At 63.4% G+C, this 14,701-nt stretch carries 12 protein-coding genes and 2 pseudogenes; 6 read left to right on the top strand and 8 right to left on the bottom strand.

Annotated elements, in window-relative coordinates; translation table 11 throughout:
• Nucleotides 1-60 precede the first annotated feature (60 nt).
• Nucleotides 61-2,022, top strand: a complete 1,962-nt coding sequence (locus AC5Y5C_RS07465; RefSeq protein WP_499970511.1) for an esterase/lipase family protein — start codon at nt 61-63, stop codon at nt 2,020-2,022.
• Here AC5Y5C_RS07465 and AC5Y5C_RS07460 read toward each other — a convergent pair.
• The 4 genes from AC5Y5C_RS07460 to AC5Y5C_RS07445 are packed head-to-tail and all read right to left on the bottom strand — an operon-like array spanning nt 2,019 to nt 7,163.
• Nucleotides 2,019-3,677: an ABC transporter ATP-binding protein gene (locus AC5Y5C_RS07460; protein WP_499970509.1), complete on the bottom strand. Its 1,659-nt coding sequence runs from the start codon at nt 3,675-3,677 to the stop codon at nt 2,019-2,021. The genes AC5Y5C_RS07465 and AC5Y5C_RS07460 overlap by 4 nt on opposite strands.
• Complete coding sequence (locus AC5Y5C_RS07455) at nt 3,674-4,615, bottom strand: ABC transporter permease (RefSeq protein WP_499970507.1); 942 nt, start codon at nt 4,613-4,615, stop codon at nt 3,674-3,676. Before AC5Y5C_RS07455 ends, AC5Y5C_RS07460 begins: the two co-directional genes overlap by 4 nt.
• Nucleotides 4,615-5,640 (bottom strand): ABC transporter permease, encoded by a 1,026-nt coding sequence (locus tag AC5Y5C_RS07450; protein ID WP_499970505.1) that lies wholly within the window; start codon nt 5,638-5,640, stop codon nt 4,615-4,617. Before AC5Y5C_RS07450 ends, AC5Y5C_RS07455 begins: the two co-directional genes overlap by 1 nt.
• On the bottom strand, nt 5,637-7,163 hold the full coding sequence (locus AC5Y5C_RS07445; RefSeq protein ID WP_499970688.1) for an ABC transporter substrate-binding protein: 1,527 nt from the start codon (nt 7,161-7,163) through the stop codon (nt 5,637-5,639). Before AC5Y5C_RS07445 ends, AC5Y5C_RS07450 begins: the two co-directional genes overlap by 4 nt.
• Nucleotides 7,164-7,369: 206 nt before the next feature.
• Between AC5Y5C_RS07445 and AC5Y5C_RS07440 the strand changes: the two genes are divergently transcribed.
• Nucleotides 7,370-8,350: an NAD-dependent epimerase/dehydratase family protein gene (locus tag AC5Y5C_RS07440; RefSeq protein ID WP_499970503.1), complete on the top strand. Its 981-nt coding sequence runs from the start codon at nt 7,370-7,372 to the stop codon at nt 8,348-8,350.
• On the opposite strand, the pseudogene AC5Y5C_RS07435 reads toward AC5Y5C_RS07440, so the two are convergent.
• Nucleotides 8,336-8,740, bottom strand: a pseudogene (locus tag AC5Y5C_RS07435) (dehydrogenase); the annotation flags it as partial. The gene AC5Y5C_RS07440 and the pseudogene AC5Y5C_RS07435 sit on opposite strands and share 15 nt — an antisense overlap.
• 25 nt (nt 8,741-8,765) lie before the next feature.
• Here AC5Y5C_RS07435 and AC5Y5C_RS07430 point away from each other — a divergent pair.
• The 3 genes and pseudogenes from AC5Y5C_RS07430 to AC5Y5C_RS07420 form a co-directional block, all read left to right on the top strand.
• Nucleotides 8,766-8,989: pseudogene (locus AC5Y5C_RS07430) on the top strand (winged helix DNA-binding protein); the annotation flags it as partial.
• A gap of 55 nt (nt 8,990-9,044) precedes the next feature.
• Nucleotides 9,045-10,058: an AraC family transcriptional regulator gene (locus tag AC5Y5C_RS07425; RefSeq protein ID WP_499970501.1), complete on the top strand. Its 1,014-nt coding sequence runs from the start codon at nt 9,045-9,047 to the stop codon at nt 10,056-10,058.
• 74 nt (nt 10,059-10,132) lie between these two features.
• Nucleotides 10,133-10,660 carry a hypothetical protein gene (locus tag AC5Y5C_RS07420; RefSeq protein ID WP_499970499.1) on the top strand — a complete coding sequence of 176 codons (528 nt, stop codon included), beginning with the start codon at nt 10,133-10,135 and terminating at the stop codon, nt 10,658-10,660.
• Here AC5Y5C_RS07420 and purF read toward each other — a convergent pair.
• Complete coding sequence (gene purF / locus AC5Y5C_RS07415) at nt 10,657-12,171, bottom strand: amidophosphoribosyltransferase (RefSeq protein WP_499970497.1); 1,515 nt, start codon at nt 12,169-12,171, stop codon at nt 10,657-10,659. The genes AC5Y5C_RS07420 and purF overlap by 4 nt on opposite strands.
• Nucleotides 12,172-12,293: 122 nt before the next feature.
• Here purF and AC5Y5C_RS07410 point away from each other — a divergent pair, with 122 nt between their 5' ends.
• A complete protein-coding gene (locus AC5Y5C_RS07410) occupies nt 12,294-13,619 on the top strand; it encodes a DoxX family protein (protein ID WP_499970495.1) in 1,326 nt (441 codons plus the stop codon).
• On the opposite strand, the gene AC5Y5C_RS07405 is transcribed toward AC5Y5C_RS07410, so the two are convergent.
• Both AC5Y5C_RS07405 and AC5Y5C_RS07400 read right to left on the bottom strand, forming a co-directional pair.
• The gene (locus AC5Y5C_RS07405; RefSeq protein WP_499970493.1) at nt 13,616-14,002 is read right to left on the bottom strand and encodes a sterol carrier family protein; all 387 of its coding nucleotides are present in this window, start codon (nt 14,000-14,002) and stop codon (nt 13,616-13,618) included. The two genes, AC5Y5C_RS07410 and AC5Y5C_RS07405, sit on opposite strands and share 4 nt — an antisense overlap.
• A gap of 34 nt (nt 14,003-14,036) precedes the next feature.
• Nucleotides 14,037-14,639 (bottom strand): hypothetical protein, encoded by a 603-nt coding sequence (locus AC5Y5C_RS07400; protein ID WP_499970492.1) that lies wholly within the window; start codon nt 14,637-14,639, stop codon nt 14,037-14,039.
• Between the last annotated feature and the right edge of the window lie 62 nt (nt 14,640-14,701).

Genomic DNA, 14,701 nt, shown 5'->3' with positions numbered 1-14,701 from the left:
TTGCAACAGAATTGGGACGCTCGACATGCGATCTACCGGCTGAACACCTACCGTTTGGTCATGCCGACGGCGTCGCACCGAGCGAGCGGTGTCTTCCGGAATCCCCTTTCACAACACCCACGCGCAGACGGGCTGCGGGTCCTGCTGGCCACGGCCCTCGCCGCATCATTGGTTCTCACGGACGGGGCGCCTGCCGCCCTCCACGCGACCCCGGTCAATCCGTTGTCCGCTCCGATGACGCTGACGGTGGAGTCCGGGTTCATTTCCCTGGCCTCCAGCTCGACACCACTCGGCCCGGAGCATGGCGCCGCCGATTCCTCACCTACCTTGACGATCACCAGACGGGCCACGGTGTCGCTGAACCCGGGCGTGAACGGCCAGAGGCTCGGCGCGGCCATCACGTCCGAATCCCTGACCTCCCCAGCCGACAAACCCACACCGGAGAGCATCCCGGTCGTCCTGGTACACGGGACCGCCGAGAATCAGAAGTATTGGGATGCGATGAAGATGAGCCTGCACGATGCCGGGATGAAGGCCTTCACCTTCGAGTACGGCCAGACTGGATTTCAGGGCCTCGTCGGGTCGATCGGACAGAAGATCGGGCTGCGCGGCTTCGGTGATGTCGAGGTATCCACCCAGCAGCTCGCCACCGAAGTCGCGACGGTCTTGGACCAAACCGGGGCGGGCAAGGTCGACCTCGTGGGTCATTCCCAGGGCGGCCTGCTGATCAAGAATTTCGTGGCACAGGACAAATCCGACAGAGTGGCCAACGTCGTTCAGCTTGCTCCGTCAACCCACGGCACCACCTTCAGCGGTCTTGCCGATTTCATTGGCCCGGTGGGCAATTCGGTCGATATCAACGGCTGGAAACCCGTCAAAGACGCGATCTACTCGGCTGCCGGCACACTGGCCTGGCCGTCCCTATCGCAACAAACCGTGGGTAGCCGCTTTCTCGAAAAGCTCGACAAACTGCCGGACACCAAGCCCGGCGTCGACTACCTGGTCGTGAGCACCAAGGACGATGTGGTGGCCACGCCGTACAAGTCTCAATTCATCACCGCTGCACCGGGTTCCACTGCGGTCAATATCGAAGCGCATTCGTTGCCCGGTGTGCCGCGCGACGGTGTGGTCGACCATGGCCTGAACACCGGAGACGTCATCTCCGCGGTGACCAACTATCTGAAATCCAGTCAGACCGTTCAGCACTCCGCCGACCAGGTCAAGGCCAATCCCGGCACCACTCTTACCAGGGACGGCGACACCACAACCGTGTCCGAGGGCGGCAAGGTCATCGCGACAGTCGACGACCGATCCGGATCTGCACAGCAGAGCACCGGCAAGCAATCTCGCGAGTCAGCGGGCAAGCCCGGTACCACAGTCACCACACCTTCGGGTGCGACCCTTGAGGTTGCGGGGCGCGATGTCACGCTGAAGCGCAATGGCCAATCGGTCTCCATCAGCGAAAGTCACGGTGTGACGGTGGCCAATAGCCCCGCCGAACAGTCATCGAGCACCCAGGACTCCCCACGGCCGGCTCATACCGCCAAGGCCCATCAGGGCATCACCGCCGCCCCGGCGGGGGGTGAGACGAAAGTCAGCGAGTCACCGGGCAAGCCGGATGGCGACAAGAAGCCGTCAGCACATGGGTCCACGAGCGTCACGCCGAAAATCGGTATCGGCGCCAATGGGATAGCTGGCCGCAGTGGGACAACGACGGGCGGCAAACCCGCCGACTACCGTAGCGCCGGCACTTCAACCGAATCGGAGTCGTCGAAAACGGCACAGTCAGCGAAGTCGCCGACGACGACCGAGAAGAACGGCACGGCTCCCACGAATACCGGGGCCGAAGCGCACACACCCAACGGCTCTCCCGGGCGCCCTGGATCATCGAGTAGTCTTGGTGGACAACAGTCTTCCGCGGCCAAGGGAAGTACGGGCGCCTCCAGTTCCAGCTCGGGATCCGGTGACCACAAGATGTCCGCCACCGGGCCATCTCATGAGCACACCACAGGGGACTCCTAGCGGCTATGCTCGCGATTGCGCTGCCGCGCCCGTTGCTCTACGGGATCCGGCACAGGCACTGCGGCGACCAATGCTCGGGTGTACTCGGTCGACGGATTGTGCAGGATCTCGCTGCGCGGACCCAGCTCCTCCAGAACCCCATGACGTAGCACCGCGACCTCGTCGGCCAGTCGATCCACCACAGCGAGATCGTGACTGATGAAGAGGCAGGCGAACTGCCATTGGCGCTGCAGCTCCTCGAACAGGTCCAGCACTGCCGCCTGCACAGACACGTCAAGCGCACTGGTCGGCTCGTCCGCGACCAGTAGGTCGGGCCCCAAAGCCAGCGCCCGGGCCAGGTTGGCGCGCTGCCGTTGGCCTCCCGAAAGTTCGTGCGGATAACGGTTTTCGGTGCCAGCCGGAAGTTGCACGGCATCGATCAGCTCGGCAACGCGACCGAGGATCTTGCGCTGATCGCCGTATCGGTGCACCCGCATGGGTTCGGCGATGCAGTCACCCACGCGCATTTTCGGATTCAGTGAGGTCGCCGGATCCTGAAACACGAAGCCGAATTTGGCGCGCAGTGGGCGCAGCTTGCGTTGACTCATGCCGACAAGCTCCTGCCCGAGCATCCGCACCGATCCCGAGGCGGGCTGCTGAAGCGCGGCCACGCATCGGCCGATGGTCGACTTCCCGGACCCCGACTCCCCCACCAGTCCAAGGGTCTTCCCCCGCCCGATGCTGAAGCTCACATCGTCTACCGCCCGGAAGGATGAACGGCCCAATAGGCCAGGGAATTCCACGACAAGGTTGGACACCTCAAGCACGGGCTCGGCCGATTCCCGACTCTGCGCGGGTGCATGCTCGGGGTCGCCCTGCCCCAGGTGCGGGACCGCTGCCAGCAACGCACGGGTGTACGGCTCGGCAGGCTCGGCGAAAAGCTTTTCCACCGTGGCTATTTCGACAACCTTGCCTTGCTTCATGACAACCACTCGATCCGCGATATCGGCCACCACCCCCATGTTGTGGGTGATGAGCACGATGGCGCTGCCGATCCTGTCGCGTAGATCCCGGAGAAGCTCCAGGATTTCGGCTTGTACCGTCACGTCCAGAGCGGTGGTCGGCTCGTCGGCGATGATGACCGTGGGGTCGCATGCGATGGCAATCGCGATAACCACGCGTTGTTTCTGGCCACCCGAGAGCTGGTGCGGATAGCAGTCGTAACGGCGCTCCGGATCGGGGAGCTGCACGAGTGTGAGCAGTTCGATGACGCGCGCGCGGGCCTGGGCACGGCTCATGTCCGAATGCGCACGAACGGCCTCACTCACTTGGAATCCGATGGTGAACAACGGATCCAGTGCCGCACCGGGCTCCTGAAAAACCATCGCGATGTCCTTGCCGCGCATGGCCGTCAGCTCCCGGCCCGACAGTGTCGTGACATCGCGACCGTCGAGCAGGACCGAACCGCTGATGCGGGCGGTGTCGGGGAGCAGCCGGATGGCGGTGCGCGAGGACACTGACTTGCCCGAACCTGACTCCCCGACGACGGCCAGCACCTCCCCCGGCTTGACGTCGAATGACACATCTTCGACTGCGGCCACAGGGCCGCTGTCGGTGCTGAAGGTCACCGATAGCGACTGGAACGACAGAGCAGCCGACACTTCCTTCTCACTCATGCGTCCCCCCGCCGTGTCCGCAGTAGTGGGTTGATGACCTCGTTGAGGCTCTCGCCCACGAGCGTCATCCCGAGCACCACCAAAACGATGGCGGTACCGGGGAAGACTCCAGTCCACCAAATACCGTTCGCCACATCCGATAGTGCCTTGTTCAGGTCGTATCCCCATTCCGCGGCTTGGGTGGGTTCGATGCCGAAGCCGAGGAAGCCGAGGCCCGCCAGGGTGAGGATGGCCTCGGCGCCGTTGAGAGTGATGATCACCGGCAGCGACGAGGTGACATTGGACAGGATGTGCCGAAACAAGATTCGTGAAGTGCTGGCCCCGGTGACCCGCGCGGCGTCCACGAATGGCTCCTGTTTGATTCCGACGGTGGCATTACGCACCACCCGAAAGTACTGCGGCACGAACACGGCCATGATGGCGATGGCCGCGGCGATAATGCCTCCGCCGGTACTGGATTGCCCTCCGGTCACCGCGATCGACACCACGATGGCCAGCAGTAGCGAAGGCATGGCGTACAGCGCGTCCATCACCAGCACGAGCGCGCGGTCCAGCCAGCCACCCAGGTACCCAGAGGTCAGACCCAGCGCTACGCCCACCGGCAAGGAGACCACCAACGAGGTCACGATGACCAGCAACGCGGTGCGAGCACCGAACAGCACACGCGAGAAGACGTCCTCGCCCCGCACCGAAGTACCGCACCAGTGCTGCCAGGACGGAGCCTGCTGTCGCACGAAATCAACACCGTCATCGCTGGTTTGCGAGAAACCGTACGGCGCCAACAACGGCGCCAATATCGCGATGAGAACAAATCCCACGACGAGAACCAGGCCCGCTACCAGGGTGAACCGCTGCAGGCCATGCGTGGAACGCAGCAGACCCATCCCCTGCAGCCTGTGCAGCCGGCGCCCGAGCGGGTCGCCGGTCAATGCCGTCATCAGAACCTCACCCTCGGGTCGATAAAGGCAACCACCACGTCGATGACGAAGCTCATCACCGCGACGATGATCGCGATCACGGTGACGATGCCCTGCACCGCTACGAAGTCGCGCGCCGAAAGATAATGCGCCAGCTGTGAACCCAACCCATTCCACTCGAAGGCCGTCTCAGTGAGCACGGCACCGGCAAGCAGCATGGCGATCTGCATGCCCATCACCGTGACCACCGGCACCAGCGAGTTCCGGAAGGCGTGCCGCCCCACGACGACTCGCTCCGAAAGCCCGCGGGCCCGGGCGGCGTCCACATACCCCGCACGCAGCGTCTGCAGAAGGTTGACGCGCACCAACCGCAGGAACACCCCGGCGGTCAACAGTCCGAGCGCCAGCACCGGAAGTACCAGATGTTTGAGCGCATCCACGAAATATCCACTGTTGCCGTACAACACGGTGTCCACCAACAAGAGGTGCGTGCGGTGCGGCATGGCGTCCAGCGCGATCTCAGTCCCCACGGTGCTGCGCCCCGAGGCCGGCAACCATCCCAGTTTCACCGAGAAGAACAGCTTGAGCAGGATCGCGACGAAGAACACCGGGGCGGCGTAGAAGAACACTGCCGCCAGCCGCAACGCCACGTCGGTGATCTTGTCGCGGCGAGTTGCGGCCAGGCGCCCCAGAGGAATCCCGACCAGCAATGCCAGCAGGATGGCGCCGACCGCGAGCTCCAGGGTGGCCGCGCCGTTGACCACGATGATATCGGTGATCGAGCGCTTGTCGGTCAACGTACGTCCGAAGTCCCCGCGCAGCACGCCAGTGAGGTACTCCCAGTATTGGGTCCAGATCGGTCGGTCAAATCCCGCCTCGGCCTTGCGTTTGGCGATCTCGGCAGGGGTGAGCCGGCCGCCGGCCTGAGCGGTGATGGGATCGCCGATGCCGCGCATCAGCACGAATACCAGCGTCATCAGGATCCAGGCCGTGGGAATGATCAGCGCCAGGCGCACTCCGAGATAGCGCAGCAGCGTAGTGCTCATGCGGCGCTGCCCGTTTTCTTCAGCGGAGTGAACTGGAACTTGAACGAAGGACCGAGCTTGATCCCCTCGACATTCTTCACCGATACCGCGATCTGTTTCCCGGTGAGCAGCGGCAGCGTTGAAATGTAGTCACGCGCCATCAGATCCTGGATCTGTTCGATGATGCTCAGGCGCTTGGCCCGGTTCGGCTCGGTGACCTCGGCGGTGATGAGTCGCGTGATGGTGTCATTCTCGAAGTGGTTCACCAACATGTTGTCCGGCATGAAGAATGGCGTCAGATAGTTGTCGGGATCGGGGAAATCGGGGAACCAACCGAACTGGTACACGGGGTACGAGTCCGTCGACCGCCGCTCCTGGTAGGCGACCCACTCGGTGGACTGCAAATCCACCCGGAATAGTCCGGACGATTCGAGTTGCCCCTTGACCGCCGCGTACTCCTCCGATGAATTGCTCCCGTAGTGATCCGGGTTGTACTGCAGGTTTATCAACACCGGGACTGCAATCTTCGCATCGGACAAAAACTTTCGCGCCAGCTCCACATTGGGTTTTGCTCCGTAGAGCGTCTTGAACGATTCCACGGCGCCCGACATCGAGTCGGGCACCACCGAATAGACCGGGGTGTAGACGCCCTTGTACACGTTGCGGGATAACGCTTCGCGGTCTACCAGCGATGAGACGGCCTTGCGGATGGCCAGCTTCTGCGCATCCGTGCCGCCCGGCATGGTCTTGAGATTGAAGACGATGTATCTGAGCTCGCCACCAGGCCCCTCGTGCACGGCAAGGCGGGGATTGACCCGCAACGTTTCGATGTCGTTGGGCGACAGACTTCGGTAGGCGATGTCGATGGCACGGTTCTCGATGTCGATCTTGAGGTTCTCGCCACCGGTGTAGTACTTGATACCGACCAGCTCCCATTGCGGCTTTCCCAGCCCGCCAACGTATGTGGGATTGGCCCGCAGGCCGATCAGCTGGTTCTTGCTGTGCGAAGTGATGGTGTACGGACCCGCGAAGGGTTCGGCGCGCGCAATGGCGTCGTCATCGAGCAGCCGGTCGGGCGGAAATACTTCTTCGTCGATAATGGGCCCGGCATTGGTGGCCAGCACCTGAGGAAAGGTCTGGTCGTTGGGGAGTTTGAGCCGGAAGTCGACGGTCAGGTCATCAGGCGCCTCGATGCGATCGAGATTGGCAAGCAACGACTGCGGCCCATTGGGATCATTGATCACGCGCTCGCGGTCGTACGAGTACTTCACGTCCGATGAGGTCAGTTTGTGCCCGTTGGCGAATACCGTGTTGGGCTTGAGCGTGCAGCTATACAGCGTGGGGTTCTTGAATCCGCACGACGCCGCCAAGTCGGGCTTGAGCTCGCCGGTCCCCGGGGTGAAGTTCATCAAGAACGGGTAGACCTGGTTCTCGACCTGAAAGGAGCCGTTGTCATATGCCCCCGCCGGATCGAGCGTGGAAACACGGTCCGTGGTGCCGACCGTGAGGTACTCGCCGTCGACGGCTCCCGGTGGCCGGCCCACTCCACATCCGGCAACGAGCAGCACGGATGCGGCCACCACCAGTTTGCGCATCCGACGAGTATCGCAACACTTGCCCCAACCTGCTGGGGTGCGGTGCAATACATGTCACAAGACCGACCAAGCGAGCGTTAGGTAGGTTGGTGGCGATCCCGCCGTCCGCGCCAGCGTCCGGCGGTCACGACACCCGAGCCATACGAGGGACAAAGATGAAGACTGCCGTCACCGGAGCCGCCGGCTTCATTGGTACCAACCTAGTCAATCTCCTAGTGGAAAACGGGCATGATGTGGTCGCCATCGACCGCGCCGTGCCCGGCTCACCGGAGATTCGCGAGGCCGTGACCTGGGTCTCCGGCGATGTTCTCGACCTGGGCTCGATGACGAAGGCCCTCGAAGGTGTCGAGGTCGTCTACCACCTGGTGGCAGTCATCACGCTCAAGCACGAAGACGAGCTGTGCTGGCGCATCAACACCGAGGGCGCACGCACCGTCGCCCAGGCGGCCCTTGCTGTCGGTGCCCGCCGCATGGTGCATTGCAGCTCCATTGACTCCTACTCCAACAGCGTGTCCACCCTCGATGAGAAATCGCCACGCTCGACAGGTGCCGACCTACCCGTCTACCAGCGCTCCAAGTGGGGTGGCGAGGTAGCCGTGCGCGAGGTCATCGAGTCCGGGTTGGATGCCGTCATCGGCAACCCGACCGGCGTCTACGGCCCGGTGGATCTGCCTGCTCCATTGCCACTGTCACGCATCAACAAGCTGCTGCTCGACAGTGCCCGTGGCCGACTGCCAGCCATGGTGAACAGCAAGTACGACCTCGTCGATGCACGCGATGTCGCGGCCGGGCTGTACCTGGCCGGCGAGAAGGGGCGCACCGGCGAGAACTATCTACTCGGCGGACATATGGGCAGCCTCTTGGAGGTGTGCCGCCTGGCCGCACGCCATGTCGGCAAGCGCGGTCCGCTGTTCGCGCTGCCGATGGGTCTGCTCAACGCCTCCGTTCCGATCATCGAGCCGATCGGGAAACTGCTGAAGAACGACGCGCTGAGCCGCGCGGCGTTCAACAAGCTGACCGTCTCGCCGACCGCTGACATCACCAAGGCCCGCACCGAGCTGGGCTACGACCCACGCTCGATCGAGAAAACGGTCACCGAACTCGTTGACTTCTTTGTCAGTTCAGGCAGGCTGTAGCCCCACCATGGCGGCCCTTTCGCGCCACAGCTGATCCGCGATCCGGTTGTCCTGCGCCAGCGGTGCCGGGTCCGGGAAAGTCATTTCCCCCTTGACAAGTGACGCATAGAGACGGCCCTGCGGCGGTTTCACTGTGCCTATCGAAAGATCCGCCAGCGCCTTTCCCGCCGTTTCGACGCGCCCTGGATAGAACGCGGGCCGCACCGTAGAGAGCAGACGCAACACCGGCCGCAACGCCCCCGTGATCGCACGTCCCGACATCGACTCCCCCGCCAGGTTCGTACCCAGGGTCAGTCCGGGGTTTCAGGCGACGACATCGATCTGCCGGCGTGCGGCCTCGTCCAACACGGCGAAGGACCCCGCAGTCATCAGGTTGCACAGAACTTTGCCAAGTTCTCGTTTGACGTTCTCTACGAATTCCCTGACGCTGGTACCCCACGAGCACGACCGAAGGGTCACCTGCGTCGAAATCACGAATGCAGGAAGGAAAATCGCCAAGACTGAACTCGGCCCTTCGGAACTGGCCTCTGCGGCGCTATTCGACGACCTCACCGTCAGGAACTGCTACGTCTACTGACCAAGGTGGCAGAGGCCCTGCGCGCGCGCGGAATTGATGTGCCACAGTACCGGGGTAGTTGAAACCGGCAACAATCTATACCAAGATCACCTCTCGGATCTTGATTCAGGAGGTGACGTGGAGCAGCTGTCCATCCCGCCGCGTTGGGGCACCCTGGTGGCGGAGTTGGCACAGCGGCAGGGCATGGACGCGGCCAAAATGCTGATGAATGTGCAGGTTTCGCCCCGGTTCCTCGCCGGCGAACCTGCCATGTTCGGTCCCGAGCAGGTTCGCACCGTGATACGTGAGACTCTCGCCCGCACGGCAGACCTGTCTTTTGGCAGCAGCCCGGAGCCGATCCCACCCGAGACACTCCAGATTCTCATGTTCAGTCTCGCGACGTCGGAGACGGTCGGTGCGGCCTTTGCCCGCTGGGTGGTGTTCCGGGATGCTATGCCACTGGTACCGAACATGACGGTGGCCAGATCCGGCGACCTCGCGACCGTGGCCATAGAGGCATTGGCACTCAGATTGCCCGACGCCACGGTCACGGAATGGGTTCTCGCCGGCATGGTCCGGATGTGGAGCTGGCTGACCATGCGGTCGATACACCTGGACCGCGTTCGCCTTCCTCAGGCTCGCCCGGCCGGGCGATCCGACCGCAGCAACATACTCAAGGCGCCAATAGAGTTCGACAGTGGTTCGGCCGCAATAATTCTGGATGCCAAGCTCCTCGATGCTCCGGTTCTGCGCACCGAAGAGGAAATCACCTCCATCCTCGAGAACCCGGAGCAGATCTGGTTCGACGCCCGTCGTGAGCACCAGCAGCTGCCCGAGCGTGTCGGGCGAATCGTCACATCGAGTATCGGGCGGGGAATTCCCACCGTGGGCGATATCGCGACGGCGCTAAACATGACGCCCTCCGCGCTCCAGCGGTCGCTCCGAAGCGAGTTCAGCACCTCGGTGCGTGAAATCAGGGATGCAGCGCTCCGGCAGGAAGCCATCAGAAGCCTCGAGGCCGGCAGGGAATCTCTTAGCAATCTATCGATCCGCCTTGGCTTTTCGGAGTTGAGCGCTTTCACTCGCGCCTTCCGGCGCTGGACGGGCGCATCCCCGGCCCAGTACCGAAACGTCGCACGTTCGGTCAAGTAATTCGCCCAATTCGGTCATCGCACACTCCCGCCCCATCACATAACCTCGGGCCAAGGAGATCCGAGGGGGAAAGTTTGCTATCGGCTGAACGGCGATTCGAGTTCTCTCGCAGCCTTGAGGAAATCTCTTCGGTGGCCGATTTCGAGCTACCGTCCGCCGCCGATATCGAACCCGGCAATCACGCGCCGCTGGCCTTTGCCGATAGGGCTCGTCGACTCGGCGACCTCGCCGTCGGCGACGAGTTCACCACCCAGACCGGAATCGCCGGGCTCATGACGCCCATCGAATGGGAAATCGTCGAAATCACTCACACGGCACAACTTCTCGCCGCTCGTCGGGGCCGCTACCACGTTGTCTCGAAAAGACTGCAAGGGGCGACCGCCACTGTCGTGCTCAACGTCTACGAGCAAACGCCGTCAGTCATGGCGGAGCTGTTCGTGCTGATCGACGAAGTAATCTTGACCGGCGACCTTCAGCATTCGTTCATGACAGCACTCGACGGAATGATCGACGCCCAGGTTGAGCTCTTCAAGAAGAGTTCCGAGGTGCTTCGGGACGTCACCGTCGTCGAGGAGTACCCACCGCGGGGACGCGACACTTAACGCGCCTGAACGGAATCCGCACTGTCGCTTGCTCTCTCCCGAGCGGTCGCCGCGAGCATGTTTTCGACCACGTTCTTGCCGAGAGCCGTTTCCTTGGGCAGCTCGATCGGATAGTTGCCGTCGAAGCACGCGCAGCACAACCGGGACCGGGGTTCCGTGGTGGCCGCGACCATTCCTTCGGCCGAGATATAGCCCAGGCTGTCGGCACCGATCGCGGTGCGGACGCCGTCGAGCATCTCGTCGTCCGATTCCACCGCGTTGGCGATAAGTTCTGCGGGAGAAGCAAAGTCAATGCCGTAGAAGCATGGCCAGCGCACCGGCGGAGAAGCGATGCGCACATGCACCTCGGCCGCCCCGGCCTCGCGCAGCATCCGCACCAACGCCCGCTGGGTGTTGCCGCGGACGATAGAGTCGTCCACCACCACAAGCCGCTTGCCACGAATGACTTCACGAAGAGGGTTGAGCTTCAAGCGGATACCAAGCTGACGGATTGTCTGCGACGGCTGAATGAAGGTGCGGCCCACATAGGCGTTCTTCATCAGTCCTTGTCCGTACGGGATGCCCGAGCCCTGTGCGTATCCGACGGCCGCCGGGATACCGGACTCGGGAACACCGATCACCAGGTCGGCATCCACGGAGTGTTCCGCGGCCAGCCGGCGCCCGATGTCGACGCGGGTGGAATGCACGGAACGGCCGTCGAGCATGCTGTCGGGCCGGGCCAGGTACACGTATTCGAAGACACAGGTCTTGGGCGTCGCGTTGGCGAACCGGCTGGAGCGCACCCCATCGGCGTCGATGGCGAGCAGTTCGCCCGGTTCGATATCCCGAACGAAGGAGGCACCCACGATGTCCAGGGCCGCGGTTTCGGAGGCGACCACCCAGCCGGTGTCGAGGCGGCCCAGGCACAGCGGCCTGACCCCGTACGGATCGCGGGCCGCGTACAGCGTGTTCTCGTCCATGAACACCAGGCAGAACGCGCCACGAACGGTGGGCAATAGCGACATGGCCGCTTGCTCGATAGTCGTGTCCGCAGCTCCGTGCGCCAGCAGTGCACCCATGATGTCCGAGTCGGTGGTAGCCAGACCCGGGGTCTTCGAATTGATCAGCCCCGCATCGCGCGCCCGCTCGGTGAGCTCGGCGGTGTTGACCAGGTTCCCGTTGTGGCCCAACGCGATTCCCGTGCCCGCAGCAGTCGTCCGGAACACCGGCTGGGCGTTTTCCCAGGTCACCGACCCCGTGGTGGAGTAACGGCAGTGCCCGACCGCCACATGTCCCCGCATGGCGGCCAGGGTCTGCTCGTCGAATACCTGGCTGACCAGACCGAGATCCTTGAACACCACCACCTGCGAGCCGTCCGCGACGGCAATACCGGCGGCCTCCTGGCCACGGTGCTGCAGCGCATACAGGCCGTAATAGGTGAGTTTTGCTACCTCTTCGCCGGGTGCCCAGACCCCGAATACGCCGCATTCTTCACGAGGATCATTTTCCAGCTCGATTGGCTGTGCGGTCACGGTGCGGCTCCCTGGCTGAGTCCTGCGTGGGGTGGTGACTACTTCAGTTTACGGGGAACGTTGCTGAACGCAGAATCGGCTGGCCGAATCCGGTAAAACGGCCCGTCGGTACCATCGCAAAAGTGACCGAGGCCACTGCAACGCCCCCAACGTGGCGCCCACTGACGCGAATCGCGTTCCGGTTTTGTGTCGTCTACTTCGGCCTCTTCTGCATGCTGTTGACACAGATCCCCTTCGCGCTGCTCGGTGTCGTGGGCCGGATAATCGGCGGGCAGGCCGCGCTGGCGGCAATGTCGCTGATGAACCCCATCACGGAGTGGGTGGGCAGGAACCTCTTCGGCGTTGACGCGGTGCTGCACGAAGACTCCGGAAGCGGGGACCAGGCCGCCATCTGGGTGCTGGCGTTCTGCATTCTGATCACCGCGGTCGTGGCCACGGTGCTGTGGACGGCTCTGGACCGCCGCACCTACTACCCCCGGTTACTGGCCTGGTTCACCGTGTTCCTGCGGATATGCCTGGGCGGACAGATGCTCTTCTACGGCTTCGCGAAGCTCATTCCCACCCAGATGCCGGGCCCGACGCTGGCACAGCTGCTGCAGCCGTACGGCACGCTGAGTCCGGCCTCCGTGTTGTGGCTGCAGGTCGGCAGCTCCTACCCGTACGAGATGGCGCTGGGCGCGGCAGAGGTCATCGCCGGCCTGCTGCTGTTCGTGCCACGAACGGCCGTCCTTGGGGCGGTGCTGAGCCTGGCCAGCATGGCGCAGGTCTTCCTGATGAACATGACCTTTGATGTGCCCGTCAAACTACTGTCCCTTCATCTGCTCCTGCTGAGCCTGGTACTCCTGAGCCCGTATCTGGGAAGACTTGTCAATGTTTTTGTGCGTCAACGCTCCTGCGACCCGTTGACGCAACCGTCGCTGTTCACCGACAACCACAGAAATCGCCTCGCGGCCTGGGTCCAGGTGGTCGTCGGCATCTGGGTGGCGCTGGGCGGTGCCTATGACGGCTGGGTGACTTGGCACGAATATGGTGGCGGCGGCCCCAAGTCCGAGCTGTACGGCATCTGGTCAGTACAGGGATTCTTCGTCGACGGTACGTTCGTCCCTCCGTACGCCACCGACAGAAATCGTTGGCAGAACATCGTTTTCGATCAGCCCGGGGCAGCCACATATCAGCGCATGAATGGCGAGCTCGTGCCGGTCTTGGCCGAGTTCCGCGATGGCCATGTGCGGCTCACGAACACCTCGGATAACGCCAGCGGGAAGGTCGGAGCGCAGCCGCCCTTCGCCGATCTGACGTACAGCCGGCCGAATGTCGACACGCTGCTGTTCGGCGGAACACTGCTCGAGCGGCCGGTGACGATCATGTTGAGACGGTTTGACCCGAACAGCTTCCCGTTGCGCAGCCGCGGATTCCACTGGGTGCAGGAGTATCCGTTCTTCCGCTAGTCGAGCGGCACCAGCGGCAGCCAGTCGGCTATCTCGGCAGCCCGTGACCCGGACACGGTGACGGCGCGGCCGGCGGTGGCCTGATCCAACCGCAGCAGCCCCGTCGCCAGCAGCAGCCAGGTCCTCGGGGTGGTCTCCACGACGTTGGGAGGGGTTCCCCGGGTGTGACGGAGACCCGAGATGCATTGCACCGCAACGAACGGCGGTACCCGCACTTCCACAGACGAACCGGGAGCATCGGCGGCAAGGGTACGAGCGGTGAACCGGACTGCGTCAGCGAGGGCGGCGCGCGCCGGTTCGGGCACCTGCGGGTCATGCAGCCAATCGGCCACGGCGAGCACGGCCGCGCGGGTGGAGGCAGCATCCGGCGCACGAGCAGGCATGTCCGCCAGCCTATCCGGGGGAGGTCCGGGGAGCCTACGCCCCGTTGCAGATTCCCGAGTCTCGAATGGTGTTGCCGTAGACCGTGGCGGTGGCGATATTGGCGTTGATCACGCCGGACGGCAGCTGCTGCTTCATCTTGTCGCTGATCTGGGTGAACTGGAACCATAGGTGGTAAAAGGAGTCGCCGTTGTAGAGCGGCGAGTACTGGCTCTGATCCGGGTAATTGGTGATGTACAGGGTGTGCACCCGCGGATCCAGGAATCCGGCCACCTGATCCAGGTTCGCGGTCACCACATTGCCTACGGTGTCCGATCCCGAGGCGGCCCAGGCATCGCGGTGATCGCGCAGGTAATTCTGGAATCCGTACACCGATCCCATCAGGGTGTCGTACTGGGCGTTGAACCACTGGCAGGATTCACGCAGCGCCGTGAACTGCTCGTCGGTCGCCCGGTTCTGCCACATGTTGTACGGAAACACCGAGGTGTCCGGCGACCAGTCCGACGGGTACGGAACAAACACGGGCAGCGAGGCGCCCTGCCCGGGGTCCGCGCCGGCGGGTGCGGCCAGCGCTACTCCGGCGGCGATCGTCATACCTGCCAGCGCTGCACCGGCCCTGCTTCTCCAGTTCGAGGCCATCCGCCGATTATCTACAGCCAACACGCAGGAGTCCGGGGTTCGGGGAAAAACCGCACTACATC

It is taken from the genome of Mycobacterium sp. NGS15, assembly GCF_059813245.1.
The sequence above is the reverse complement of the archived record's forward strand: the minus strand, read 5'-3'. Positions and strand labels throughout refer to the sequence as shown.

Bases quoted from the DNA above. Each gene is read 5' to 3' on its own strand.
- AC5Y5C_RS07465 (WP_499970511.1), top strand. From the start codon at position 61: ATGCCGACGGCGTCGCACCGAGCGAGCGGTGTCTTCCGGAATCCCCTT.
- AC5Y5C_RS07460 (WP_499970509.1), bottom strand. From the start codon at position 3,677: ATGAGTGAGAAGGAAGTGTCGGCTGCTCTGTCGTTCCAGTCGCTATCG.
- AC5Y5C_RS07455 (WP_499970507.1), bottom strand. From the start codon at position 4,615: ATGACGGCATTGACCGGCGACCCGCTCGGGCGCCGGCTGCACAGGCTG.
- AC5Y5C_RS07450 (WP_499970505.1), bottom strand. From the start codon at position 5,640: ATGAGCACTACGCTGCTGCGCTATCTCGGAGTGCGCCTGGCGCTGATC.
- AC5Y5C_RS07440 (WP_499970503.1), top strand. From the start codon at position 7,370: ATGAAGACTGCCGTCACCGGAGCCGCCGGCTTCATTGGTACCAACCTA.
- AC5Y5C_RS07405 (WP_499970493.1), bottom strand. From the start codon at position 14,002: ATGCCTGCTCGTGCGCCGGATGCTGCCTCCACCCGCGCGGCCGTGCTC.
- AC5Y5C_RS07400 (WP_499970492.1), bottom strand. From the start codon at position 14,639: ATGGCCTCGAACTGGAGAAGCAGGGCCGGTGCAGCGCTGGCAGGTATG.